The sequence below is a fragment of the Kitasatospora arboriphila genome (genome assembly GCF_039528095.1).
Taxonomy (GTDB): domain Bacteria; phylum Actinomycetota; class Actinomycetes; order Streptomycetales; family Streptomycetaceae; genus Kitasatospora; species Kitasatospora arboriphila.
In genome coordinates this window covers 20014-45468 of sequence record NZ_BAAALD010000036.1, presented here as the reverse complement: position 1 = coordinate 45468, position 25455 = coordinate 20014, and the positions used below count along the sequence as shown (strand labels likewise).

General features: G+C 74.2%; 19 protein-coding genes and 2 pseudogenes. 9 read left to right on the top strand and 12 right to left on the bottom strand.

All coding sequences use genetic code 11. The features are described 5' to 3' along the window. Positions 1 to 68: 68 nt before the first annotated feature. Positions 69 to 431, top strand: coding sequence for an SCO4225 family membrane protein (locus ABD353_RS19585; protein WP_344624937.1), 363 nt, complete (start codon positions 69 to 71; stop codon positions 429 to 431). A 98-nt stretch (positions 432 to 529) separates the two neighbouring features. On the opposite strand, the pseudogene ABD353_RS19580 reads toward ABD353_RS19585, so the two are convergent. Then, positions 530 to 658, bottom strand: a pseudogene (locus ABD353_RS19580) (amidohydrolase family protein); the annotation flags it as partial. A gap of 170 nt (positions 659 to 828) precedes the next feature. On the opposite strand from ABD353_RS19580, the gene ABD353_RS19575 reads away from it, so the two are divergent. Beyond that, a complete protein-coding gene (locus ABD353_RS19575; RefSeq protein WP_344624936.1) occupies positions 829 to 2250 on the top strand; it encodes a DUF4190 domain-containing protein in 1422 nt (473 codons plus the stop codon). Positions 2251 to 2451: 201 nt separating this feature from the next. Further along, a complete protein-coding gene (locus ABD353_RS19570) occupies positions 2452 to 3435 on the top strand; it encodes a hypothetical protein (RefSeq protein WP_344624935.1) in 984 nt (327 codons plus the stop codon). Positions 3436 to 3578: 143 nt separating this feature from the next. Here ABD353_RS19570 and ABD353_RS19565 read toward each other — a convergent pair whose 3' ends face one another. Next, positions 3579 to 4427: an SDR family NAD(P)-dependent oxidoreductase gene (locus ABD353_RS19565; protein WP_344624934.1), complete on the bottom strand. Its 849-nt coding sequence runs from the start codon at positions 4425 to 4427 to the stop codon at positions 3579 to 3581. Positions 4428 to 4530: 103 nt separating this feature from the next. Here ABD353_RS19565 and ABD353_RS19560 point away from each other — a divergent pair, with 103 nt between their 5' ends. From ABD353_RS19560 to ABD353_RS19550, 3 genes are all read left to right on the top strand, one after another. Then, positions 4531 to 5142, top strand: a complete 612-nt coding sequence (locus tag ABD353_RS19560; protein WP_344624933.1) for a CGNR zinc finger domain-containing protein — start codon at positions 4531 to 4533, stop codon at positions 5140 to 5142. Positions 5143 to 5473: 331 nt separating this feature from the next. After that, a complete protein-coding gene (locus ABD353_RS19555) occupies positions 5474 to 8008 on the top strand; it encodes a DUF7617 domain-containing protein (RefSeq protein WP_344624932.1) in 2535 nt (844 codons plus the stop codon). Positions 8009 to 8519: 511 nt separating this feature from the next. Then, a complete protein-coding gene (locus tag ABD353_RS19550; RefSeq protein ID WP_344624931.1) occupies positions 8520 to 9281 on the top strand; it encodes an SDR family NAD(P)-dependent oxidoreductase in 762 nt (253 codons plus the stop codon). A gap of 61 nt (positions 9282 to 9342) precedes the next feature. On the opposite strand, the gene ABD353_RS19545 is transcribed toward ABD353_RS19550, so the two are convergent. The 6 genes and pseudogenes from ABD353_RS19545 to ABD353_RS19520 form a co-directional block, all read right to left on the bottom strand. Next, positions 9343 to 9819, bottom strand: a complete 477-nt coding sequence (locus tag ABD353_RS19545; RefSeq protein WP_344624930.1) for a hypothetical protein — start codon at positions 9817 to 9819, stop codon at positions 9343 to 9345. A gap of 99 nt (positions 9820 to 9918) precedes the next feature. Then, positions 9919 to 10252 (bottom strand): annotated as a pseudogene (locus ABD353_RS19540) (FAD-dependent oxidoreductase); the annotation flags it as partial. A 36-nt stretch (positions 10253 to 10288) separates the two neighbouring features. Then, on the bottom strand, positions 10289 to 10954 hold the full coding sequence (gene lexA / locus ABD353_RS19535) for a transcriptional repressor LexA (RefSeq protein WP_344624929.1): 666 nt from the start codon (positions 10952 to 10954) through the stop codon (positions 10289 to 10291). A gap of 112 nt (positions 10955 to 11066) precedes the next feature. Then, a complete protein-coding gene (locus ABD353_RS19530) occupies positions 11067 to 14318 on the bottom strand; it encodes an error-prone DNA polymerase (RefSeq protein WP_344624928.1) in 3252 nt (1083 codons plus the stop codon). 56 nt (positions 14319 to 14374) lie between these two features. Then, positions 14375 to 15925, bottom strand: coding sequence for a Y-family DNA polymerase (locus tag ABD353_RS19525; protein ID WP_344624927.1), 1551 nt, complete (start codon positions 15923 to 15925; stop codon positions 14375 to 14377). Beyond that, positions 15925 to 16617 carry a hypothetical protein gene (locus ABD353_RS19520; RefSeq protein WP_344624926.1) on the bottom strand — a complete coding sequence of 231 codons (693 nt, stop codon included), beginning with the start codon at positions 16615 to 16617 and terminating at the stop codon, positions 15925 to 15927. Before ABD353_RS19520 ends, ABD353_RS19525 begins: the two co-directional genes overlap by 1 nt. Positions 16618 to 16837: 220 nt before the next feature. Between ABD353_RS19520 and ABD353_RS19515 the strand changes: the two genes are divergently transcribed. Next, a complete protein-coding gene (locus ABD353_RS19515) occupies positions 16838 to 17776 on the top strand; it encodes a DNA-3-methyladenine glycosylase family protein (protein ID WP_344624925.1) in 939 nt (312 codons plus the stop codon). Positions 17777 to 17932: 156 nt separating this feature from the next. On the opposite strand, the gene ABD353_RS19510 is transcribed toward ABD353_RS19515, so the two are convergent. From ABD353_RS19510 to ABD353_RS19495, 4 genes are all read right to left on the bottom strand, one after another. Continuing rightward, entirely contained in the window at positions 17933 to 19504 is a 1572-nt protein-coding gene (locus ABD353_RS19510) for a hypothetical protein (RefSeq protein WP_344624924.1), read from the bottom strand. Positions 19505 to 19770: 266 nt separating this feature from the next. After that, positions 19771 to 20070: an adenylate kinase family protein gene (locus ABD353_RS19505; RefSeq protein ID WP_344624923.1), complete on the bottom strand. Its 300-nt coding sequence runs from the start codon at positions 20068 to 20070 to the stop codon at positions 19771 to 19773. Positions 20071 to 20247: 177 nt separating this feature from the next. Next, the gene (locus ABD353_RS19500; protein WP_344624922.1) at positions 20248 to 20694 is read right to left on the bottom strand and encodes an ATP-binding protein; all 447 of its coding nucleotides are present in this window, start codon (positions 20692 to 20694) and stop codon (positions 20248 to 20250) included. Between the two features lie 571 nt (positions 20695 to 21265). Further along, entirely contained in the window at positions 21266 to 22240 is a 975-nt protein-coding gene (locus ABD353_RS19495) for a glycoside hydrolase family 16 protein (protein ID WP_344624921.1), read from the bottom strand. A gap of 545 nt (positions 22241 to 22785) precedes the next feature. On the opposite strand from ABD353_RS19495, the gene ABD353_RS19490 reads away from it, so the two are divergent. Both ABD353_RS19490 and ABD353_RS19485 read left to right on the top strand, forming a co-directional pair. Continuing rightward, positions 22786 to 24936, top strand: coding sequence for a bifunctional polysaccharide deacetylase/glycosyltransferase family 2 protein (locus tag ABD353_RS19490; RefSeq protein WP_344624920.1), 2151 nt, complete (start codon positions 22786 to 22788; stop codon positions 24934 to 24936). A gap of 93 nt (positions 24937 to 25029) precedes the next feature. After that, positions 25030 to 25449 (top strand): hypothetical protein, encoded by a 420-nt coding sequence (locus ABD353_RS19485; protein ID WP_344624919.1) that lies wholly within the window; start codon positions 25030 to 25032, stop codon positions 25447 to 25449. Positions 25450 to 25455: the final 6 nt, after the last annotated feature.

Genomic DNA, 25455 nt, shown 5'->3' with positions numbered 1-25455 from the left:
AGGACCGGGCCCGCGACGGTGATCCACTCTTGGTGCAACAGCAACCGACCCACCGAGGGAACAAAGCCATGACCAGCGACGCCGCCCCCCGACCCCGCCGCATTCCCGCTCTGCTGGCCCCCGCGTTCGACAACATGCTCTCGCGGGCCTACCTGGTCCTGGTCGCAGCCGCGGTCGGTCTCGACGTCCACGCCACGTACGTCATCCACAACCCCTCGTTCGCCGGTCTGTGGCTCGCCCTCGCCACCGCACCTTTCGGTCTTCTCGCCATGCCCCTGCCCGCGGTCTTCTGGGACACCCCGGTCGAATGGATCGGCCCCCTGCTCCAGCTCGCCACCGCCGTCACGGCCGGCCTCGTCAACGCCGTCTACCTCGGGCGGATGGTCGCCGGCAACCGCGCCACGGCGCGAGACGGCCGCACCGCCGCGTAGCGCGGTCCGCGATGCCCTGGGCCGGCATGCCGCGGCGGACCAGCCCGTGCGCAGGGCCGGGCAGCACGTCCGGCATCCGGTGGCCCGGGGCGAGGTCGGCCGAGGTGCCGGGCGGGCAGGACGGTGGCGGCGCGCAGGGCGTCCACGGGCGAGAGGCCGGCCGCCACGAGCAGTTCCAGTTCGCGGTGCAGGGAGGTGCCGTGTTCGACGGCGGCGGAGACCCCGGGCTGGGTGTCGGGCTGAAGGGGATCCTCGGACAGGTCGGCGAGTTCGTCGGCCGGGGTGCGCCGGGGCGGCGTCAGGTTGCCCGTCGGACGGACGTCCGGGTGATCCGCTATATTCGCGCCGCCGTCGAACGATCCCGTCCGGCGCGCACCACGCCCAGGGAGCCCGCCTCATGCCGTCCGACCAGGACGTCCCCTCGCCGGGTGGTTCGGCCGCCGAGAACGACGCCTTCGCCCGAGCCTTCGCCCCGCCGTCCGCAGACGCGCCGCCGCCGGTCCCGCCCTACGGATACGGACCGCCGCCGGCCGGCGACCCGTGGGGTGCGCCCGGTCCGTACCCGCAGCCCGGTGCGGTGCCGCCCGGCAGCTTCGCCTCCTACGGCGCCCAGGGCTGGGGCACCAGTGCGCCGTACGCGGTGCCCGGCCCGCTCGGCTGGCAGCCGCCGCCCGGTCCGCCGACCCGCTGGAACGGCTTCGCCGTCACCTCCTTCGTCCTCGGCATCGTCGGCGGCGCCTGCCTGCTGTGGATCGGTGCGATCGCCTTCGGCGTCGCCGCGCTGCGCGAGGTACGCCGGCGCAACGAGCGCGGACGCGGGCTGGCGATCGCCGGCATCGCGCTGGGCGGTGTCTGGGCGGTCGTCCTGGCGGTGGTGACGGTCGTCGCGCTGATGACGACGGCCCCCGACCTGCCGACGTCGTACCCGGGTTCCGACTCCGGCACCAGCTCCGGCTCCGGCTCCGGCAGCCCCCACTCCGGCACCTGGAACGTCTTCGAACTCGTCGCGGGCCAGTGCTTCGTCAAGCCCGCGGGGGCGGGCACCGACGGCGTCACCGACGTCCGGCTGGTCGACTGTGCCGAGCCGCACTACGGCGAGGTCTTCGGCAGGGCGCCCTCCGACGAGAAGTCCTACCCGGGCAGGGCCGCGGTGATCGCCGACGCGACGAAGGGCTGCAACGACGCGCTGCTCGGCTTCGCCCCCGACGGCTGGAAGCTCCCGGTCGACGTCGAGGTGCACTTCTTCTACCCCGACGAGCACGCCTGGGCGCTGCAGGGCACCGGCCGCCGCTCGACCTGCTTCCTCACCGACACCACCGGTCGTCTGACCGGGTCGCTCCAGCAGGACCTCGCGCGGTTCGACGCCGACCAGATGGCCTACCTCGGTGCCGAGCACCGCGTGGACCAGGCCTTCGCGATGCAGCCGCGGGCCGAGCCCGCCGACGACCCGGCCGCCTTCCGGGCCTGGGCCGACACCCTCGCCGGCGGGGTGCGCCTGGAGATCGGCGAGCTGAGCGCCCACGCCTGGGGCGGCGCCGCGTCCCGGCCGGTCGTGGCCCTGGCCGAGGAACTGCACAAGGCCCTGCCGCACCTGGCCGCGGCCAAGGACGCGAAGGACACGAAGACGCTGCAGAACGAGCTCGCCGCCGCCACCGACTACCTGGGCTACGACCGGCCGAAGGCGGTGCGGGCAGCCCTGCGGCTGGGCACCGACGACAGCCGGGTGAACCGCTCGGACGGCTCCGGCGACACCCGGACGGACGGCCCGGCGCCGGTGCTGGCGCCGGGCACCGGTCGCCGTGCGGCCGTGCGGATCTGAGCACACGCCACCGGGACGCCGCCCGGCGCGGTTCTCGCTCCGCGTCGGGCGGCCCCACCGGGCCGGTGGGGGGTTCGCCGCCCGGTGGGCGCCCGTCCGGTGCCCGGTCCGCGGAGGCGGCGATGAGCCATCATGGGTCCTCGACCACGACGATGGTGCCACCCGGCCGTCGGCCCGGGCACCGGAGGGGGGTGCAGCCCGATGGGACTGGCCGGCCGAGCCCGTATGCCGATCGACGGCCGTGCCGTCGCCCGCAGCCGTCGCCGCCGGACGCTGGCGGCGGAACTCTTCCGCGGCAGCTTCTCGGCGGAGGAGGAGATCGGCCGGGGGCTGCTGCGGGAGCTGCCGCCCGAGGCGCGGTACGTCTCGTTCAACAGCCACCACGGGAGGGCCACCGGCGCCGATCTGCTCTGGTGGTGGGTGGAACCGGACGGGCGGGGGTTCGGCTGTCTGATCCAGTCGCGGACTCTCACCCTCCACGCGGGTGTCTGGCGGATCGGCTCGGACCGCCGGGCGGACGCCGACTCGCAGCTGACCCGATTGCTGTACACCGCAGAGCACTTCGACCTGCCCGCCGCGCTGCTGCTCCACCCCGGGCGCGACGAGGCCGCGGACGCCGACGCCGACGAGGGCGCCGACGAGGGCGCCACGGCCGATCCCGTCGCGGACGACCGCCGGCCCTGCACGGAGGCCGCCGCCCTGCTGCCCGCCTTCGCCGTCCGCGCCGACCTCCGGCTCCGGGCGGCCGAGGCCGAGACCGCAGGTCTCCGGTTCGGCGGCCTCGACGGGCCCGGGTTGCTGGAGTCGGCCGTGCCCTTCGCCCCGCTCCTCGCCCCCGGCGCCGAGCCGCGTCCACCCGTGGCGACGGATGCGGACCTCGCCCGGCAGGGTGTGCACCGCCGGCTGCGCCCGCTGCTGACCGAACCTCAGTCCGGCGCGGGCGCGGTGGCCCGGAGCGTTCTCGACGCCTTGAGCCACCACCGTCCGTGTGCGGCCAGGGCCGCCGACGGCACCGTGCTCGACTCCCCCGGGCGGCTGCCGCAGTTCGACCGCGGCGCCCTCCTCCGCCATGTCACCGCCGGTCTGCGGCCCGCGGTGCCCGGCTACGTCGACCGGGCGCTCGCCGGGCACGGCCCGGCACGGCTGGCCCGGTACGTCGCGGGCCTGGTCGTCGTCCCGCTGTGAGGTCCGGCCCGGCCCCGGCTGCGGCACGCCGCACGACCGGGTGTCACCGGCCGGGCCGGGGCCGGGCGGTCGCCGGGCGTTTCCGGGCGTGACCCCTGCGCCCCTCGACAGGTTCTCGATCGGCCACCTGCCGACGGGATGGGCTACCCGTCGACGGCGTCCGTCACGCGCTGCCAGCTGTCCAGGTCCGCGATCCGTGCCTCCAGAGCGGGGCGCATGCCCGTCGCGCTGGAGACGCCGAGCGCCAGGCGCAGCGGCGGGTTGGGGCTGTCGACCGCGGTCCGGATGCCTGCGGCGATCCGCGCCGCGTCGGAGAACGCGGACGCCGGCAGCTCGCCGATGCCCTTCTGGACCTCGCGGACGGTCGGGTCGTAGTCGGCCAGGCCGGCTGCGACGTCGAGGTTGGCGAGGAAGGGGGTCGCGGTCAGGCCGGGCTGGATCAGCGTGACCTTGATGCCGAGCGGTGCGACCTCGGCCGCGAGCGCGTCCGACAACCCCTCGACCGCGTGCTTGGTGGCGGCGAGCAGACCCACGCCGGGGTGGGCGGACTGCCCGTAGACCGAGGAGCCCTGGAGGACGTGCCCGGACCGCTGGGCCCGGAGCACCGGCAGCGTCGCGCGGAGCACGTTGAGCACACCGAAGACATTGGTGTCGAACACGGCGCGGACCTGGGTGTCGGAGGCCTCCTCGACGGCTCCGAACAGTCCGTATCCCGCGTTGTTGGCCACGACGTCGATGCGGCCGAACCGCGCGAGCGTGCTGTCCACGGCGTCCCGGACGGCTCGCTCGTCACGTACGTCCGCCCGGAGGAGGAGCAGGCGCTCACCGTGCGCCTGCGCCAGTTCGTCCAGGGGGGAGGTGTCGCGGGCGAGGGCCGAGACGGTTTCGCCGTTCTGCAGTGCCTGGAGCGTCAGTTCACGGCCGATGCCGGACGTCGCGCCGGTGATCAGCCAGGTGCGGAGGTGGGCCTGGGGGTTGGATGTCCTGTTCATGTTGCGACCGTAAGGCGTTAGCTCGCAACGAGTCAACCTCGATCGACCGACAGGTTGCCCACTAGACGAATTAGCCCCGATCACGCTGGTGTAGTCTGGGGGCATGACCACTGCGGCAGCCGGATCCCCCGCACCGAACCCGCGCACCCTCACGCCGACGGCGGAGACCGTGCTCGCGTTCGTGAACACGCGCGCGGACGGATCGGGCCGCCGGGAGCTGTTCGCGGACGGGGACTCGTTCGCGGCGTGGCTGTCGGAGCGCCAGGAGTACGGCGGCGAAACCGTGGTGACCGACGCCGACGCCGCGGTCGCGCGCGAGCTGCGTGATGCCCTGGTGACCGTGCTCCTCGCACACTCGGGCGACGAGGACGGTCAGGGTGAGCAACTGCTGCATGCCGAACGGCACCTACGACGCGCGGGCCCGCTCTACCCGCTGGCGACGGTGGTCACGGCCGACGGTGCCGAGCTCGCCTCACCGCAGACGGGGGTGCCGCGCGTGTTCGGAACCGTACTGGCAGCGGTGACGACGCTGGCGCAGAGCAGCGACTGGGGGCGCATCAAGGCGTGCCGGAACCCTCCGTGCCACTTCGGCTTCCTCGACCGCACCCGCAACGGGGGCGGGCTCTACTGCAGTACCGGCTGCGGCTCTCAGGTGTCCATGCGCAAACACCGTCGGCGACAGCGGAACGGTGGCGCTGCGCCCTCCGAGGCGTGAGACCGCCCCTCCGGCGAGGAAGGGCGGCGATCGGCACGACGCGGCTCCCGAGCGCGGCTCCCCCAGCACCCGGGCCGGGAAGACCGTTCATCGAATCGCCGTCGAACCGATGGGCACACAACCGGGGATGCGTTCGACTCAATCGTCGACGAATCGCCCGAGTTCCCCGGTGGCGCGAGCGAGAGCCCGACTCGACGTTCAGTCAGATTCGTTCATGATGCAACCAATACGAAAAAGTGATCCCTGCGCAGATCTTCCACCTGCTTAACCTGATCGACGGCCCGGCCTGATCGTCCGTCAGGTCGCCCGCTGATCCGAGGTGGAGAAACCAGTGCTGAAAAGCCCGCGTCCGCCCCATCCGATCCATCCGCTGCGAGCCGTCACGGCCGCCGCTCTCACCTCGGCCCTCCTCCTGTTCGGCCTGGGAGCCACCGCTCCCGGTGCCGCCGGAGCGGCCGAGAACGACACCGCCACCGCGTCCGCGCTGGTGAAGAGCGCCCAGAACGTCACCCACCCCGGTGCGGCCGCCGCCGACCACGGGGACACCGTCAACTGGACCGTCCGGTACGACAACGCCGCGACGGCCGCGGCCTCCGCGGCCACCATCACCGACCCGATCGCCGGGGCGGGCACGGCCCAGACGTACGTCCCCGGCTCCTTGCACGCCCCGCCCGGCTGGACGCCGTCGTGGTCCACCGACGGCAACGGCTTCACCACGACCGATCCCGGCACGGCGACCACAGCCGTCCGCGCCGAGAACGGGACGGTCCGGGGCACCGGGACGAGCCTCGCCGCACCGCTGCTGGCGCCCGTCCGGCCGACACCGCAGTCCACCGGCGGCGACGGGTTCACGCCGATCCTGCACCGGACGGCGGCCGGCGAGGTCCGGTCGTGGAACATCTACCACCACGCCGCCCGCACCGCCCCGCAGGCGGTCTGCAGCAGCCTGTCCACCGGACAGCCCTGCACCGGCGGCCCCTGGCCGCGTCCGCTGAACACCACGGCCGGACCGCTCGGCAGCGGCGCCACCGGCGACATCGGCAGCCCGCTGACCCCGCAGTACGTCCTCGACCCGCAGCACCCGGGCCAGGTGCTCTACCCCGCCGTCACCGCCACCGCGGTCGGCGTCGGCTGCCTCGACCTCGACGCTCAGGCCAACTGCGGCTTCGTCGCCCTGGAGAGCACCGGCGGTACGCCCAGCCGCGCCAACAGCCTGGCCGGCCTGGTCCGGGCCGGCGACAGCGTCTACGGCGTCTCGACCACCGGCGAGGTGCTGTGCCTCTCGCTGGCCGACCGCACCCCGTGCGCCGGGCAGCCCTACGCGCCGGTCGTCGCCGCCAACCACGACCTGCCGAGCACCCCGGGCGCCCTCTACCTCGGCGCGCTGACGGTGGTGGGCGACAAGGTCTTCGCCTCGTCCTCGCCGCAGGGCAGCGGCTCCACCGTCTCCGGCCCGCCCGCGCTGGGCTGCTTCGACACGGCCACCAGGACGGTCTGCGCGGGCTGGGAGTCCCCGCACCCCGCCGGCCCCGACTCCGGCTACTACACGTACGACGCCTACACGTCCTACGACACCGCCGGACACCCGGACGGCGTCTGCACCAGCACCGTCGGCGGCGCCCACGTCCTGACCACCTGTTACGGCCTCGACGGCTCCGCGCACTCCGCGCCCGCCACCCTCTCGACGCTGGCCGGCAACGTGCTGACCTTCAACCCCGAGACGGTCACCACGGACACCGGGACCCGCAGCTACTTCCCCGTCTGGGGCGGCACCGTGGCCGGGGCGACGGTCTGCCACGACTGGACGACCGCCGCGCCCTGCGCGGGGTTCCCGCTGCCCGCGTCCCACCCCGGCGTCAACGGCGGGGCCACCCGTGACTACGGCTACGCGTACGACGCCACGACCCGCTGTCTGATCGGCCTCGGCGACGCCGGCGTCCTGTTCTCCCTGGACCCGGCGTCCGGAGCCACCCCGTGCGTCCACAGCGGCGCGGCCGTCACCCTCAGGCCCGCCGACTTCTACTGCGACGGCGCCACCGGCCACGTCCAGGGCTACACCCGGGCGCGGCTGACCGACATCGACCTCTCGCACGTCGACCCGGCGGCGTCCCGGGCCCTCGTCACCGACCCCGACGGCACGCCCGTCGCCGCCCCGGCCCTCGCCCCGGACGGCACCGTCGACCTGTCCGGCATCTCGGCGACCGCGCACCCGGCGATCACCGTCACGGCCCAGCTCGTGCTCACCTCCACCGCGGACTTCACCACCGACAACCACCCCGCGCTGGTCGTCGAGTACCGGGGCGACGCACCGCAGATCTGCTTCCGCACCACGGTCACGCCCGACTGTGCGACCACGTCCGTCACCAACACGGCGACCGGCACCGACGCGACCGGCGCCCTCACCTCCAACACCGTCACCACCGCCGTCGCCCCGGGCGCCGGCTGCCGGCCCCGGGTCAGCGTCGAGAAGGAGATCTGCGGCTCCGGAAACCCGCACGACTGCGAACCCGGCGGCCCGGGCCCCTGGGCCAAGACCAGCCCCGTCGGCCTGCTGCGCCTGCTCGGCCACGCGCACTGGCGGATCACCGTCACCAACGACGGCCCCGTCGACGCCGCGTCGGTGACCGTCAACGACGCCGTCACGCCCGGCTGCCGGCAGGCCGCCGGCACCTTCGCCCTGGCGGCCGGAACCAGCCGCGCGGTCTACTGCGACTCCCTGCTGCTGGCACTGCCGCTGAAGAACACCGCCTCCGCGAGCTTCGTCCCCGCGAACTCGCCGCCCGGCACCGCCCCCGCCACCACCGCGCCCTCCTCGGCCGTGGCCTGCTCCCTGCTCTGCATCCTCGGGGCACCCGGCAGTGACTGACGGGTGGGCCCTCACCCGCGGCTCATCGGGTGAACAGCGCCCCGTTGTGGACGTGGCGCCGGTGATCGCAGGTGCGTCAACCTGTTCGGGGCGACCGAGAACCATCCGGCCTTCGCCCCCGAGAACCTCACCGACTCCACGGCCACCGTCTTCCTCGACTTCGACTGCTCGGGCGACACGTACTTCGTCATGAACCCCGGCAAGAAGCTCGGCGACCGCCTGAAGCTCCGCTCGGTGATCTTCAGCTGACCAGGACAGCCGGCCGGGCCCGCCCTCCGGCGGACCGGCCGGCCCGACCACGGCTGCGGGCCCGCCCCGGTGCGGCCGGCCCGCACCGCCGTACGGCGGACCGTGCCCCGGGCTGACGGCGGGTCAGGCCCTCGCAGCACGGCCGGGGCGACCCCGGACCCTATGATCCGAAGCACCAGAAGCAGCCATTGCAGCACCGAGAGTGACGCACGGTGCAGGTGCCGGGCACTGTCGGCGGCACTCGGACGGGAGACCTGTGGACGTGAGCACGGACCGGAACGGGTTGGACGGTGCGGTCGTCGCCGTGGCGGGTGCGGCCGGCCCCGCGGGGCGGGCGGCGCTGCTGCGGCTCGCCGCGGCGGGTGCCACGGTCGTCGCGGCCGACGCGGACGCCGCACGGCTCGCGGACGCGGTGGACGCCGCCCGCTCCGCGCACGGCGGCGCCACCGTGACCGGTGACACGGTCGACCTGCTCGACCCGGACGCGACCCGCGCCTGGGCGCACCGCATCGAGAAGGATTCGGGCCGCATCGACGGCCTGGTCCACCTCGTCGGCGGCTGGCGCGGCTCGGCGACGTTCGCCGAGACGAACCTCGGGGACTGGACCGTCCTGGAGGACCTGCTGGTGCGCACCGTCCAGCACACCTCGCTCGCCTTCCACGACGCCCTCCTGCGCAGCGGGAGGGGCCGGTTCGTACTGATCAGCGCGGAGGGTGCCAGCCGGCCCACCGCCGGGAACGCCGCCTACGCGGCCGCGAAGGCCGCCGCCGAGGCGTGGACGCTCGCCCTCGCCGACGACTTCCGCAAGGCCGGAGGGGACGACGGTCCGCAGGCCGCGGCCACGATCCTGGTGGTGAAGGCGCTGGTCCACGACGCCATGCGCGCCGAACGCCCGAACGCGAAGTTCGCCGGCTTCACCGACGTCAAGGACCTCGCGGACGCCATCGCCGGCCTCTGGGAGAAGCCCGCCCTGGAGATCAACGCGGCCCGCCTGTGGCTGGCCGCCCAGCCCCCCAAGCCCTGATCGAGGCCGAGCGTCTGCGGCTGCCGCGCGGCCCGGGTCCCCGGCCGGGCGAGCGGGGCGGTCAGTCCTCGCGGCGGGTCATGTGCATGTGCCAGTTGGTGATCCAGGTCCGGCCCTCGTCCACGGAGAAGGCCTGCTCCCAGTGGGCGGTGGTCCCGGTGATCTCCGACCAGACGAAGCGGACGTGCACCGTGCGGCCCCGGTACTCGTCGTCGCCGTGGAAGAGACCGGTGCCGTCCGGCTGGAAGGAGCCGACGACGGGCGGGCAGAGGATGCCGGTGCGCTCGTTCGCCCAGTACAGGGACCAGGCGTCGGCGGCCGGGTCGTACAGGCGCAGGGTCAGGCCCGTGAAGCCCTTGGTCGGGAACTCGATCTCGTCGAAGCTGGCCCGCCCGTCGAAGTGTGCGGTGGCGCGGGTGATGCCGGGGAACTCCTCCCAGCGGTCGTCGCCCTCGGTCGGATCGAGGAAGTCCTTGCGCCAACGGTTGACGACGTCGTAGGTGCCGGTGAAGAAGCCGAAGCCGGTGCTGTTGTCCATGGGCCGCAGGCTAGGAGCACTCCCCTGACATCTCCTGTCAGGGGAGTCGGACAGCCTGACGAGGGCGGGAGCGAGAGCACCGCTCGGGGCTCACGGGGTTCACTGCCCCTGTCCGGTGATCATCCGGAGCATGGCCCGGGCCGTGTTGTCCTCGGAGTCGATCCCCTGGACGACCTCGGCGCCTTCGAAGACGACGGCCTCGGTGCCGCGGGCGAACACGGCCTGCTCGTAGTCGCCGAGCGCGGCCTCGACGTCGTCGGGGTGCGCGGCGAGTGCCGTGCCGAGTTCGGCGCCGTCGAGCATGGCCAGGTTGGCGCCTTCGCCGTTCGGGGCCGCGAGGTGGGCGGCGTCCCCGAGCAGGGTCACCCCCGGTACCCGGTCCCACCGGTGGCCGGTCGGCAGGCTGGTGGGGGCGCAGGACCGGTGCGGTGTCGGGCGTGCAGCCGGGCCGCCGGTCGTCCCGGTGGTGCTACATGGTGTGCAGGACGGCGACGACCTTGCCGAGGACGGTGGCGCGGTCTGCGGGGACGGGCCGGTGGGCGGCGAGGTGCGGCAGGAGCCAGGTGCGTTCGCCGTCCCGGCGGTAGCGGCTGATGGTGGTCTCGCCGTCGATCATCGCGGCGACGAGGTCGTCGTCGTCCGCGACGCCCTGGCGGCGGACCATGACGAGGTCGCCGTCGCGCATCGTGCCGTCGGTCGTGGCGGCGCCGCGGACGGTGAGTGCGATCAGTTCGCCGTCGCCGACGATCCGGCGGGGCAGGTGCAGCACGTCCTCGTCGTGCACGGCGGCGAGCGGGCCGCCGGCGTGACCCGGGCTGACCAGGGGAACGGCCACCGAACCGCGCTCCGGGCCGCCGGGGGCGGTGGGGCGGGTGGCGGTGAGGCGGTAGGTGCGGGTGCGCTGGGGGTCGGCCTCGACGTGGCCGAGGTCCTGGAGGCGGTTGATCTGGTGGGCGACCGAGGAGCTGCTGGACAGGCCCACGGCCCGCCCGATCTCGCGCAGGGTGGGCGGGTAGCCGCGGGCGGCGGTGTGGTCGGCGATCACCGCGAGGATGGCCCGTTGCCGGTCCGTCAGGCCGTCGCGGCCCACCGCGCGGCGCCGGCCGTGCACGAGCGTGCCGGGGTTGTCTGCCATGGCTGCTGTCCCCTCCTGCTGGTCGTGGCCGTGACCCCGACGGTAGCCCGCGCCACTGACAGCACCCGGTCGGCCGGCGACGGCGGACCCGCACCTACGCACCGGCGGGTGGTCAGCGGAAGTCCCGGCTGGTGGTGCCGGGGGCGAGGGTGAGCGGGGCGAGGCGGGTGGCCTGGAGGTTGGTGGCGCCGTCGCGGCGCTCGACGGTGCCGTGGACGAGGAGGCCGGCGTTCTGCAGGGCGGTGCGGCGCCGGCGCTCCCACACGTGGGGCGGGCAGACCACGTTGATCAGGCCGGTCTCGTCCTCGAGGGAGATGAACAGGACGCCGCCGGCCGTCGGCGGGCGCTGGCGGTGGGTGACCAGGCCGCCGACGACGACCGGCCTGTTCGCGGGGGCGGTCCTGAAGGCGGCGGCGGTCAGGGCACCGCACCGGTCGAGGTGGGGGCGGGCGTGCTGGACGGGGTGGCTGGTGGCGGAGACGCCGGTCGCCCACAGGTCGGCGATGGTCTCCTCGACGGCCGTCATCCCGGGTAGGTCCGGGGCGGTGAGCGCCGGGGCGGTGCCGGGCAGCATGCCCGGTTCGGTGCGGGCGAGCAGCCCGGCGGACCAGAGGGCTTGGCGGCGGGTCAGGCCGAGGCTCTTGAACGCGCCGGCGGTGGCGAGCGCCTCCAGCGCGGGGGCGGGCAGGGCGGTGCGCAGGGCGAGGTCTTCGAGGTCGGTGTAGGGGCGGCCGGCGGCGACGGCCCCGGCGTGGTCGGTGCCGAGGCCGCGGACGGTTTCGAGTCCGAGGCGGATGGCCGGCCTGTCGGGCTCGGGGCCGGCCTCCAGGGTGGGGCCGGCCCGGGAGAGGTTGATGTCGGCGGGGCGGACGTCGACGCCGTGGCGGCGGGCGTCGGCGATCAGGGTGAGCGGGGAGTGGAAGCCCATGGGCTGGTTGGCGAGCAGGGCGCAGGTGAATGCGGCCGGGTGGTGGTGCTTGAGCCAGGCGCTGGCATAGACGAGGAGGGCGAAGCCGGCGGCGTGGGACTCGGGGAAGCCGTAGGAGGAGAAGGCGTCGATCTTGACGTAGACGTCCTCGGCGACCTCAGGCGGGATGCCGCGTTCGGCCATGCCGGCGAGCAGGCGTTCGCGGAGTTCGGCGACGCGTTCGTGGGAGCGTTTGGCGCCCATGGCCTGGCGGAGCCTGTCGGCCTCGGAGGGGCTGAAGCCGGCGCAGTCGACGGCGAGTTGCATCATCTGCTCCTGGAAGAGCGGCACGCCGAGGGTCTTGGCGAGGGCGCGTTCCATGAGCGGGTGCGGGACGGCGGCCTCCTCGTGGCCGGTGCGGCGGCGGATGTAGGGGTGGACGGAGCCGCCCTGGACGGGGCCGGGCCGGATGAGGGCGACCTGGACGACGAGGTCGTAGAACTTCCGCGGCCGCATCCGCGGGAGGGCGGACGCCTGGGCGCGGGACTCGACCTGGAAGACGCCGACGGTGTCGGCGCGGCAGAGCATGTCGTACACCGCGGGGTCGTCCGGCGGGATCGTGGCGAGGTCGAACCGCACGCCGTGGTGCTCGGCGACGAGGTCGCAGGTGTCGTGGAGGGCGGAGAGCATGCCGAGGCCGAGCAGGTCGATCTTGACGAGGCCTGCGGCGGCGACGCTGTCCTTGTCCCACTGCAGGACGGAACGGCCGGGCGTCCGGGCCCACTCGGTGGGGCAGGTCTCGGCGACCGGGCGGCGGGTGAGCACCATGCCGCCGGAGTGGATGCCGAGGTGGCGCGGCAGGCCGCGCAGTTGCCCGGCGAGTTCGCGGACGTCGTCGGGAACGCTCGCGTCGGCGGGCGGCATCTCGTGCCAGCCGGTCTCGCGGGCGAAGCGGTCGAGGTCGCCGGTGGCGTGGCCGAGGGCGCGGGCGGCGTCGCGGACGGCGAGGCGGGGCTGGTAGGTGATGACGTCGGCGACCTGGGCGGCGTGGTCGCGGCCGTAGGTGTCGTAGACGTACTGGATGACCTCCTCGCGGCGGCGGTGCTCGATGTCGAGGTCGATGTCGGGCGGGCCGTCGCGTTCGGGGCTGAGGAAGCGTTCGAACAGCAGGCCGTAGTGGATCGGGTCGACGCTCGTGATGCCGAGGGCGTAGCAGACGGCGGAGTTGGCGGCGGAGCCGCGGCCCTGGCACCAGATGTCGGCGCGGCGGCAGAAGTCGACGATGTCGTGGACGATCAGGAAGTAGCCGGCCATGCCGAGCTGCTCGATCACCGTCAGCTCGTAGTCGACCTGCCGGTGCGCCCTGGTGTTCGAGGGGTCGAAGCGGCGCCGGGCCGCCTCCAGGGTGAGCCGGCGCAGCCAGCCGGCTTCGGTGTGGCCGTCGGGGACGGGGAAGCCGGGGAGTTCGGGGTCGAGGGCGCGGAAGTCGAAGGCGCAGGCGTGGGCGAGGTCGACGGTGTTCTGCTGGACGCCGGGCCAGGGGGTGAGGCGGGCGGCCATCTCGGCGGGTGAGCGCAGGTGGGCGGTGCCGGCGGCGGCGAGGTGGGGCTCGGCGTCGGCGAGGGTGCGGCGCTGGCGCAGGGCGGCGAGGGTCTGGGCGAGGCGGGTCTGGGCGGGGGCGGCGTGGTGGGCGGCGGTGGACGCGATCAGGGTGAGGCCGGTGCGGTGGGCGAGGCCGGCGAGGGCGTCGTTGCGGTCGTCGTCGCCGGGTACCCGGTGGTCCGTCAGTTCCACGAACACGTTGGCGGGTCCGTACCGGTCGGCGAGTGCGCGCAGCTCCCGCTCCGCGGCGGCGGGCCCTTCGGTCTCGAGGGCGCGGCGGACGGCTCCCTTGCGGCAGCCGGTGAGGATCGCCCAGTGTCCGTCGGCGGCGTCGGGGAGGCGGTCGGTGTCGTAGACGGGTCGGCGTTTTCCGGCGCCGGCGAGGTGGGCGTCGCCGATCGTCCTGGACAGCCGTCGGTAGCCCTCGGGGCCGCGGGCGAGGACGAGGAGGTGCTCGCCGTCCTGGTCGGGGGTTCCGGTGGGTTCGCCGGTGGCGCCGAGGGTGAGTTCGGCGCCGAACACGGTGGCGATGCCGGCCTTGCGGGCCTCGCCGGCGAGGACGGCTGCGGCGTAGAGGCCGTCGTGGTCGGTGACGGCGAGGGCCTCGGTGCCGAGGCGGACGGCCTCGGCGACCAGGTCGGCCGGGTCGGAGGCGCCGTCGAGGAAGGAGTAGGAGGTGTGGACGTGGAGCTCGGCCCAGCCGGGGCCGGCCCGCCTCGGCTCCGGCCGAGGCGGCGTGGACGCGGCTGGGCCGGGAAAGGGGACGACCTCTCCCCCGCCGGGGACGGCGCGGCCGCCGGCCGTGCGGCGCTCCGGTTCGCGCCACGGCGTGGTGGGGTGGTTGGTGAATCCCATGTCGTTCCAGGTGGTGCTCGGGGGGTGCGGTCATCGGGTCCGGGGCCGCCGGTTGCTCAGCTGTCGTAGGCGCCTTCGACGCGCCAGCGGCCGCCCTCGACGGCGAGCAGTAAGGCACGGCCGTCGGCGAGCGTGACCTGCAGGCGGGCGGTGCGGCGGGCGTCGGCGGTGTCCCACCAGCGTTCGGTCGCCGGCCACGGCCCGGCCCAGCCGGTCACCTCGACCGCCCGGCCGCCGAGGATCAGGCGGGCGGGCGGCGCGAGGGCCTCCGCGCGGGCGGTCACCTGGACTTCCTGCCCGTCGGCGTCCAGCAGCCGCACCGGCACGGGGGCGGGCGGCACGTAGGCGGGCGACGGTGCGGGCAGGCGTCCGGGCCACGGCCCGTCGGCGCGCCGCTCCTGGTGCGCGTCGCCCCACGGGGTGCGGACCACCCGGTCGGCGGGGGCGCGGCCGCCGGCGAGCTCGACGGTGACGAGGCCGGTGTGGCCGAGGATCGCCTGGACGCGGGCGACGGCCCGTTCGACGCGGTCGGTGGCCTCCCGGTCGCCGTCCAGCAGGGACAGCTGCCGGCCCTGGTCGGCGACCAGGCCGTCCGGCACCAGGCGCAGTGCGACCGCGCCGCCGGCCGCCGCGGAGAACAGGGCGCGGTGCTGCCAGGCCTGGAGCTGCCAGCGGACGCGTTCGGCGACCGCGCCGATCGAGAGGGCACCCTCGTGGCGCCAGGCGCGGGAGGCGACGGTGCCGTCCGCGCACTGGACCTCCACTTCGAACCGCCGGCAGGCCAGGCCGGCGGCGGCGAGGCCGGTGTGCAGGCGTTCGGCGAGGACGCGGGCGGCGAAGACCAGGGGTTCCGCGAGCAGGTGGGGTTCCTCGAAGCGTTCCTCGGCGGTCAGGTCGAAGCCCGGTGGGCGGGCGACGACCGGGCGGGCCTCCAGTCCGCGGGCGGCGCGGTGCGCGGCGACGCCGGCCGGGCCGAACCGGTCGGCGACCGATCCGGCGGGCAGCGCGGCGAACTGACCGATCGTCGGCAGGCCGAGCCGCACCAGCAGGTCGGCGAGCTTCTCGTCCGCGAGCTCGCCGACCGGGAACCTCGCCAGGAAGCGGGCGCTCTCCCCCGGCGGCACCACCCGGTGGGAGCGGGCGGCGAGCCGGGCCGCGGCCAGGCCGTCGGCGATGCCGACCCGGCACTCGAAGCCGGCTGCCTCCACCGCGTCGATGACCTTCTCCACCAGGCGGTCCTCGCCGCCGTGGAAGCGGGCCGGACCGCGCGCGGGGATCGCGCAGATCCCGGGGCGCAGCACTTCCAGGTGCGGGGCGAGGCCGGTGACGGTGTGGGCGACCTGCTCGAACAGGCGGGCCTCCGCGTCGAGGTCGCGGTCGTGGAGTTCGAGGCCGGCGACGGTGGACTGCGCGGTGCGGACCTTCTGGCCGCGGCGGGCGCCGGCCGCCCGGGCCGCGTCGGTCGCGGCCAGCACCCGGCCGCGTTCGACCACGGCCGCCGCCCGGGCCGGGTCCAGGTCGGTGCCGAGGACGGCGGTCACCGGCCAGTCCGGGCACCAGACCACCAGCGCGCGCGGCGCGTCCGTGTTCTCGGGGTCCGCGGCCATCACACCACCGCCAGCGGGCCGCGTTCGGCCGCCGCGTACCGGGCCTGGGCCGGTACCCCGGCCGCGCGGTGGGCGGGCCCGGCGCGGCGGATCGCGCCGTCCGCGTCCGGCAGCCACAGCTGCGTCTGCCGTCCGACGGCGGCGGCGCCCCGCCCACCGGAGGCGACGGTGATCCGCCGCGCCCGGAGCCGGCCGCGGCCCTGCCCCACCCCGACCCACGACCGGTCGACCACGTCCAGGCGCACCTGGGCGCCCGGCCACGGACCGGCCACCACCAGCGCGCAGCCGGTGCGCCGAGCCACCGCCGGCAGGCGTGCGGCGAGCGGGCCGGCGACGGTGCCGGTCGGGCGCAGCAGCATGATGCCGACCGCGTCGGCGAGGGCGGTGGCGACCTCGGGCCAGCGCTCCCCCGGGTTCTCGGCGAGCAGGAGGCGGTCGAGGGCGACGCCGAGCTCGGCGGCGGCGACCAGGCCGAGGCCCTGCAGGCCGACGGCTGCGCACCAGGTGCCGGCGGTGGTGGCGGCTGCTGCGAGGGCGAGCATCAGCGAGGTGTCCCCGCCGACGGAGACGACGGTGCCGGGGCGCAGGCCGCGTTCGGGCAGGAGGTCGTGGAGGGCAGGCAGGACGGGTACCAGCGGTCCCGGCCGGGACGGCCGGAGCTGGGCCGCCAGGGCGCTGAGCGTCGTCTCCACACGCATAGGATCGAACAAATTTTCGTAGAACGCGAGTTCGAATTAGGCGTGTCGCCGAATCGTCACGCGACGAGCAGGGCCCAGCCGACCCGGGACACCCCGGTCCGGCAGGCCGATCGCCGGCGGCACCGGAACCTCGACGGCTCGGCGGCCACTGTCAGACTGGTGGCGTACCGTGCCCCGGTGCCGCCGGACCACGGCGGCGTCGAACGACACGGGCATGGCGGTGAGAGTGGTGGACGGCGCAGCACGATCGCGTACCTGGTGCCCGCCGTACCCGCTCGACCTGCCCGCGGTGGTCGCGCCGCTGCGCCGCGGAGCCGGCGATCCGACGATCCTCGTGCAGGCGGGCACCGTGTGGCGGGCGTCGCGCACCCCGGCGGGCCTGGGGACGCTGCGGATCGCGGCCCGGCCGGCCGAGGGCGCCGTCGCCGCGACCGCGTGGGGGCCGGGCGCGGACTGGCTGCTGGAGCAACTCCCGGCGATGCTCGGCGCGAACGACCGGCCGGACGGACTGGTGCTGCCGCCGGGGAAGCTGCGGGACGTCCAGCGCCGCAACCCCGGTCTGCGCCTGGGCGCGAGCGGGCTGGTGATGGACTCGCTCGTGCCGTCCGTCCTGGAGCAGAAGGTCACCGTGACCGAGGCGCACCGCGCCTGGCGGTACCTGCTGCGCCGCCACGGAACTCCGGCGCCCGGGCCCGGCACCGAACTCGGACTCGTGGTCCCGCCGTCGGCACGGGAATGGGCACTCGTGCCCTCCTGGTCCTGGCACCGCGCCGGGGTCGATGCGAAGCGCACCGAGACGATCCTCCGCGCGGTACGGCTCGCGCCCCGCCTGGAGGAGGCCTCCGCCATGGCCGGCACCGAGGCGGCGGCCCGGCTGATGCACGTACCGGGCATCGGGCCGTGGACCGCGGCCGAGACCCTGCAGCGCTGCAACGGCGACCCGGACGCGGTCTCCGTCGGCGACCTCCACCTGCCCAACACCGTCGTCTGGGCCCTCGCCGGGAAGGCCCGCGGCACCGACGAGGAGATGCTCGAACTCCTCGCCCCCTACGCCGGCCACCGCCACCGCGTCTGCCGCCTCATCCGCACCCTCGGCGTCCGCGCACCACGGTTCGGGCCGCGCCTGGCGCCCAACGACCACCGTCGCCGGTAGGCCCGTCCGCGTTCCGATCGTGTGTGGAGCGAGGACGGGCACCCCGTCGGCACGCGAGTGCGACGGACGGCCGACCGGACGCACGCGGATCGGAGGAGGCCGGACACGCCGAAGCGCCCCGGGAGGTCCGGGGGCGCCTCGGCTGCCGCCGCGGGATCAGTGGGAGAGGGTGCTGTTCACCTGGGTGAGGCCGGCCGGTCCGGTGGCGGACAGGCCGTGGAACAGGTTCGCGGTGACCTGGCCGCCCGCACCGACCGTCCACAGGTCCGGGGTGCCGTCCGAGTCGATGTCCGCTGCCCGGAGCTGCACGTCGGCGCCGGTGTTCCAGCCGGTGGCCACCGGGAACGCGTGGTAGGTCAGGGCGCCGGTGTTCGGGTCGGCGGCCAGGTCCTTCCACACGTCCAGCTCGCCGGTGGACTTCTTCCACAGGAACAGCGCGGTGCTGGTGGTGCCGCCCGGCGCGGCGACCTCGGTCGAGGCGATCGTCCAGTCGTTCCAGTCGGTGCCGTCGGGGGTACGGACGTTCAGCGCCGTCGGCATGTCGAACACGCCGGTGACCCAGCCCGCCGGGTACAGGCTGAGCGCGGTGCCGCCGGAGCCGTCCGGCGCTATGCCCAGCAGGTCCGGGAACCCGGTGGCGCGGCCGGAGACCGTACCGGCCTCGGCGACCTGCGAGGGGTAGCTGCCCACCCAGTCGGTGAGGTCACCGTTCGGCCCGCCCGCGGGCAGCGCACCTCCGCCGCCGTCGCCGGCGCGCACCCCGAAGTGGCCGGCCCGGATGCCGCCCGGGTAGTAGAACAGCAGGTCCTGGAAGGACCCGCCGGTGAACCGTCCGGTGAGCGGCACCGCGCCGTCCCAGTCGGACGGGGTGGGCTCGGTGCTGAAGCCCGGGCCCGCCGCGCCGATGTTCACGGCGGGGCCGACGTGGCCGTCGCCGGTGCCGGGAGCCAGCCAGATGCCCGACGGCAGCCCGTCGCGTCCACCGACCGTCACCAGGTCGGGCACGCCGTCACCGGTCAGATCGGCGGTCGTGAGGTTCGGCGGCGGCGCCGCGGCGGAGAACGTCAGCTGCACCCGGCCGCCGGAGTTCCCACCGGGGGAAAGGCTGGTGACCGTGAGGGTGTTGACGGCCCGGTCGGGCTTCAGCGTGATCACCGCGCGGCCGCCGTCGGCCGGGACCTCCACCGGAGCACCGACGTTCAGCTGGTACGAGTAGCCGGCCGGCACCGAACCGTCGGCCGGAGGCGCCACCGTCACGGTCACCGGCTTGCCGATCACCGCGCCGCTCGGCCCCGCGACGACCGGCGCACCCTGCCGGGTCGGGTCGAAGGCGAACCGGCACTGCGGCGACCACTGGCTCTTGAGACCGTCGGCGTCCGCCCGGAACTGCCACACGAAGTCGGTGATCCGCCCACCCGCGGCGTTCTCGAACGTCGCGGCGGGCACCTCCACCACCGCCTCCTGACCCGACGCCACGGTCAGTTTCCCCGGACCCACCGCCATGACCGCCGTCCCCGGCCGGTCCGCACGGACGAGCCGGAACTCGGCGCTCAGCGCCGTACCCGCCGGATCCTGCAGCCGGGCGCGGAAGGCCACCGACGTGTCGCCGAGCACCGTGCCACCCGCGCACGCGCTCGCGGGCGAGGTGCCCTGAGAACCCACCGAGGGGCGGTCCTTGCCGGCGGCGTGCGCCGAGGCGGGCTGCACCGAACCCACGGCGATCAGCACCACTCCGACGGCCGCCGCGGCGGCGGTGGAACGGCCTGGACGACGTGGGGAAGAAGAAGAGTGCACGGAGGCATCGCTCTCTACCGGGGGCCGGCAGGCCCCGAACGGCCCATACCGTAGCGCGGACGATTCGGCCCCGCACGAAATTTCGAGCCCCGGTCAGACCGGCTGCTGCCACCGCCCGTTCGGAGCTCCCCGTGCAGTCCGGGCCGAGGCCGGGCCGAGGCCCGGGAGCCGCGGTCCGAGCCGTGCACAGCCCGCCGACGTCAGCGGCTCCGCTCCCGGAGGGCGATCACCGCACGGCTCGTCACCTCGGCGGATGTACCGCTCGCGTCGAGTTCGAGGAGGAGGTGCTGCTGGGCGTAGTGCTGCGCCACGGGCTCCAGCCGCGCTTCGTGCTCGCCGACCAGCCGGCGGACGTGGTCCCCGTCGTCGCGTTGGTACAACGCACCTCCGCAGACGGTGCAGATGCCGTCGTCCGGGACGGTGTCAGCCTCCGGGTGGAAGCGGTGGGTCGGGTCGGCGGCGCAGAGCCGAAGTGCGGTCCGGTGGCGGAGGTAACGCATCCTCTCGGCTTCGGACAGGCGCAGAGGGCGTCCCTGACGGCCCCTCGGCATCAGTGGACCCGGCGCTGTTCAGGCCGGCTTTCGGATCGTGAAGGCCACTGTCCGGCCGGCGCCGGTGTCGGCCTGCAACCCCCGCACCTCGCCGGAGCAGTCCGCCGACGGGTCGGCCGGCGTGATTCAGGCAGCGGGGATGTCGGCCCAATGGTCGATCAGCGTTCCGGTGCGGTCGGTGATTCCGGTGCTGTCGGCGAGCGCGGCGACGATCGAGGCGCCGCGGCCGCGTTCGTCGGCGGGCCGGTCGGTGGCCCAGCCGGCCGGGGCGCCCTGCGGTCCTCCGTCGCTGACGTGGACCTGGACCTGACCCGGGCTGTCCTGGGCGCGCAGGTACAGGACCGCGGGGGGCCGACCGTGGGTGACGGCGTTGGTGACGAGCTCGGAGAGGACCAGCAGGGTGTCGTAGAGCCGGTCGTCGTCCAGTCCCCATGCGCTGAGCACCGGGCGGGCCGCGTGGCGGGCGGTCGCCGCCGCGCGCGGATCGTGTTCCAGACGCAGGCCGAACACCCGCTCGCTGCCGCCTGCGGTCTCCCCGGGCCGGCGGCCGAGGGAGGAGGTGGGTGCCGTCATCCGAATCACCGCCCGTCCACGGATCGGGGTCTGCACGGTTCTGCTTCCGGCATGCGCCTACCCGGCGAGGGAAGGTTGAACAGTCAATCCGGGAATCGCCGTGAAACCGGTGCCCGAACGGCATCGCTCGGCGGGCCCAGCGGCATCCGGGCTGCACCCGAGGCGGCGGGAGCGACCGGGTCAGGTGTCCGCCCCGGCGCTCGACACCGTGTCGCGAGGGGCGGGGCCGCGGGTGCGTGCAGCAGTTCCTGGAGCGCAGCACGCCCTCGTAGCTGCTGCCGGACAGGCGGACCTGCTCGGCGCGGCGGCCCTGCCGGGTGGCCGTCTCCTCGTCGACCCGGACCGTCTGCCGGCCGACGACGTCGATGAACAGGAACGACACGTACTCGGTGCCGAACCGCTCCCTCGGGTTGCGCGCGACGACGTCGAGGGACGCCGTCGGCGCGTGCTGCTCCGTCGCGGCCGCCGGGGTCCGGGCCGTCGGCGGCGGGCGTCGGGGCCGCGGCGGGCGTCGGGGCGTACGGCGAAGGGCGGGCCGGGGGCCGGCCCGCCCTTCGCCGTGGGGCCTGGGTCAGGACTTCGGCAGGGTGTCCACGAAGTCGGTGCCGGCGCTGTAGAAGCCGTCCACGGTCTTCTGGACGTCGGCGTAGGAGACGGCCTCGGCGTCCTTGTAGTAGAACCAGTTGATCTTCAGGTTCCAGGTGCGCTGTCCGCCGAGGGACGGCAGCAGGTCGATGAACCAGTTGCTGAAGTGGACGTCCATCTTCTCGCGCGGGACGTACTTGCCGGAGCTGGTGAACAGCTCCTTGCCGTCCATGGAGTAGGTGGCCTTCCCGCCCACGGAGGTGACCATCATGATGTGCCAGCCGCCGAGACGCTGCTTGTGGGGCTTGGTGACCCGGTCCGGCGGGTCGGCCTTGAACCAGCTGGTGGTGTCGAGCTGCGGACCGGGCGTGCCCCAGCCGCCGTTCGTCATGTACTCGTAGTCGAGCTCGCTGTAGTTCGCCGAGTCGTCCTGGGGGGAGATCGGGAAGTAGGACTGGACGACGTGGTCGCCGTTCTTGCCACCGGCCGGCTTGTCGCTGAGGTAGACCCGGGCGGCGTAGGTGCCGTTGAAGAGCTTGGCGCCGGTGCTCTGGATCTCGGCCTGCTTGGTGCCCTTCTGGGTGCCGTCGGTGGACGCCTGCAGCTGGAGGGTCCGCTTGCCCTGGGCGGTGGCGTCGTCGGGGAAGCTCGCGCCGGCGTCGGACCAGGTGTCCTTGATCCCGGGGCCGCCCTCGCCGGTGCGGATCTCCCAGCCGTGGGCGGTGAGCGCGGGGTCGGTGGGACCGGTGTAGTGGAAGTTGTCGAACAGGGTTCCCGGCGGGCCGGTCGGGGTCGGCGAGGCGCTGGTCACCGACCCGCCCTTCGCCGTCGTGCCGTCGCCGCCACCGTCGCCGCCACCGGACGCCGGACCGCTCGAACAGGCGGTGAGCACGCACAGCAGGGTCGGGAGGGCGAGCACGCTCCACGCGCGGTGGCGAGGGGTGCGGCGGGGCTGACTCACGCGGGCTCCTTGGGGCGTGCCGGTCGCACGTGCGCACTGATCGGATGAGGGGTCATCCTAACGGGACGCGAACACCCCTCCGGCGCGCGCCCGGCAGGAACCGGAGGGAGAGAGTCCGAGGTCGGGAAGGGTGCGTGCACGCCCACGTTCCGGTATGCACCGACCGGTATCTCGATCCGATTACAACCCCCCGCCAGATCAGGCCAAATCCACCCATCGAACTCAATTCGATTCTGTCCGGTGCACTAACGTTCGCTACTACGCTCCCGCGGTCTACGTACCCTGCACGGAAAGGCGTCGCACGGTGCGCCCAGCCATCTCGTTCGTCGAACGCAGATCGGCACACCCGCCACAGCCTGACGTGCGCGAGTCAAGCTTCGAAGAGGCCGCTCCCGCACCGGTGTTCGCCGGCCGGTCCGGTCCGCGCGGCCGGCTGCTGCGGGGCTTCGGCCGGCCGCCGACGTCGCCGCCCGGGACACCCTCCCGCTCGGGCCTGTAGCCCGAGCACCCCTGAACCGCCGCACCACCCATCTCCAGGAGCGCCAATGTCCCGCCACCAGCGCCGCCGGCAGTCCCTGCGGAGGCCGCGCCGACTGGCCGCGCCGCCGTTGCGCTTCTTCATGCCGCTGTCCCTGCTGGCGTGCCTGCTCCTGCTCATCGTCCTGCGCGGCCTGGCCACCAACGAGGTGTTCCACGACGCCCGGGTCGCCGACTCGGCCGACCAGACGACCGTGCCGACCAACCTGCTCAAGGGCGGACCGGTCATCGACGCGCGCGGCGACCGCAACGACGACCCGGTGAGCTACCGCATCCCGGACCGCACCGTGGTGCTCAGCTTCGACGACGGCCCCTCGGCGGAGTGGACGCCGAAGATCCTGGAGATCCTGGAGTCCCGCCACGTCCGCGCGGACTTCTTCGTGACCGGCGCCATGACCGCCCGCAACCCGGACCTGATCCGGAAGATCGTGGCGGGCGGCCACGAGATCGGCCTGCACAGCTTCACCCACCCCGACCTGGCGTTCCAGTCGCACGCCCGGATCAGCTGGGAGATGGCCCAGACCCAGCTGGCACTGGCCGGCGTCGCGGGCGTGCACAGCTCGCTGTTCCGCCCGCCGTACTCCTCCAACTCGGCCGCACTGGACGACTGGAGCTACCCGGTCATCAAGTACCTGGGTGCCCAGGGCTACGTCACCGCCTTCATCGACCACGACACCGACGACTGGAAGCGTCCGGGCGTGGACGCGATCGTCAAGGAGGCGGTGCCGGCCAAGCCCGGTGCGGGCGAGCTGATCCTGCTGCACGACGCCGGTGGCGACCGCTCCCAGACCGTCGAGGCGCTCGGCGTGCTCATCGACAAGCTGCAGGCCGACGGCTACCGCTTCGCCACCATCACCGAGGCGCTCGGCGCCTCCAGCGCCACCACGCCGGTGCACGGCTTCCAGCTGTGGGCGGGCAAGGGCTACATCTGGGCCACCCAGCTCGGAGTGAAGACCCTGCCGGTGCTGATCGCGATGCTGGCCGTGGTCGGCTTCCTGAACTTCGGCCGGTTCGCGCTGATGCTGGTCCTCGCTCCGATCCACGCCCGCCGCAGCAAGCGGCTGGACCTCTGGGGCGATCCCGTCACCGAACCGGTCACCGTGCTCGTCCCGGCCTACAACGAGCGCGAGTGCATCGCCAACACCCTCAACTCGCTGGCCGCCAGTGACTACCCGATCGAGGTCATCGTCATCGACGACGGTTCCTCGGACGGCACCGCGGACATCGTCGAGGAGATGGACCTGCCGTTCGTCCGGCTCATCCGCAAGGTCAACGGCGGCAAGTCCAGCGCGCTCAACACCGGCATCGCGGCCGCCTCGTACGACATCGTCGTGATGATGGACGGCGACACCGTCTTCGAGCCGTCCACCGTCCGCGAACTGGTCCAGCCCTTCGCCGACCCGGGCATCGGCGCCGTCTCCGGCAACGCCAAGGTCGGCAACCGCGACACCCTGATCGGCGCCTGGCAGCACATCGAGTACGTCCTCGGCCACAACCTGGACCGCCGGATGTACGACATGCTCGGCATCATCCCGACCATCCCCGGTGCGGTCGGCGCCTTCCGCAAGGAGGCCCTGCAGGCGGTCGGCGGGATGAGCGACGACACCCTCGCCGAGGACACCGACATCACCATGGCGGTGCTCTGCGAAGGCTGGCGGGTCGTCTACGCCGAGCGCGCCCGCGCCTGGACCGAGGCCCCCGCCAGCATCCAGCAGCTCTGGTCCCAGCGGTACCGCTGGAGCTACGGCTCGATGCAGGCGATGTGGAAGCACCGCCGCGCCGTCATCGCCGGCGGGCCGGCCGGACGCTTCGGCCGCCTCGGACTGCCGCTCGTCGTGATGTTCGGCGTGGTCGCCCCGCTGCTGGCACCGCTCGTCGACATCTTCCTGCTGTACGGCGTGTTCTTCGCGGACGCCCGGCTGACCCTCACCAGCTTCGGCGGCTTCCTGATGATCCAGGCCGTGCTGTCCTGGTACGCCTTCCGGCTCGACCGCGAGAAGCCCTGGCACCTGATCAGCCTGCCGACCCAGCAGCTGGTCTACCGGCAGCTGATGTACATCGTCCTGCTGCAGTCCGCGATCACCGCGGTGACCGGTGGCCGCCTGCGCTGGCAGAAGCTCCGCCGCACCGGCGAGGTCGCCGTACCCGTGGAGGCGTGACCGCGAGCACGCCCTTCGGCTGGTCCGGCGGCCGCCGGGCCGCGGGCCGCTGTGCAGCCTGTCGTCCCGTTCGAGCAGATCGGGGGCCGGAACGTGGACGCTGACCAAGGGCATGCCGGGGTTGAACTCCCCGAGGGATCCTGGTGGGACTGGGACGTCGTCGCCTGGGACCCGGGGCAGTTCCGGCTCGCCGCGGACTACGACCTCACCTACCACCACGGTCTGGAGCTGGTCTTCGGCGACCCGCTCTACGTCAGCTGCCCGGCGACGTTCCAGGATCCCGTCTTCCGCGCTCCCACGTCCGAGGAACTGGCGACGGTCACCGGCCTGCTCGGTGAACGACCGCCCGTGTTCGTCGCCTTCGAAGCGGACGCCGGCGGGCCGGACCCGGTCTCCTGCCTCGTCGCCGCGGACCGCCTGGACATCGTCCGGGAGAACGTCCTGCGGTACTGGCGTGACGACGCGGCTCCAGGCCAGCGGTTCGCTTCCTGGGTACGGCCGCCGGAGCAGTGACGGGCC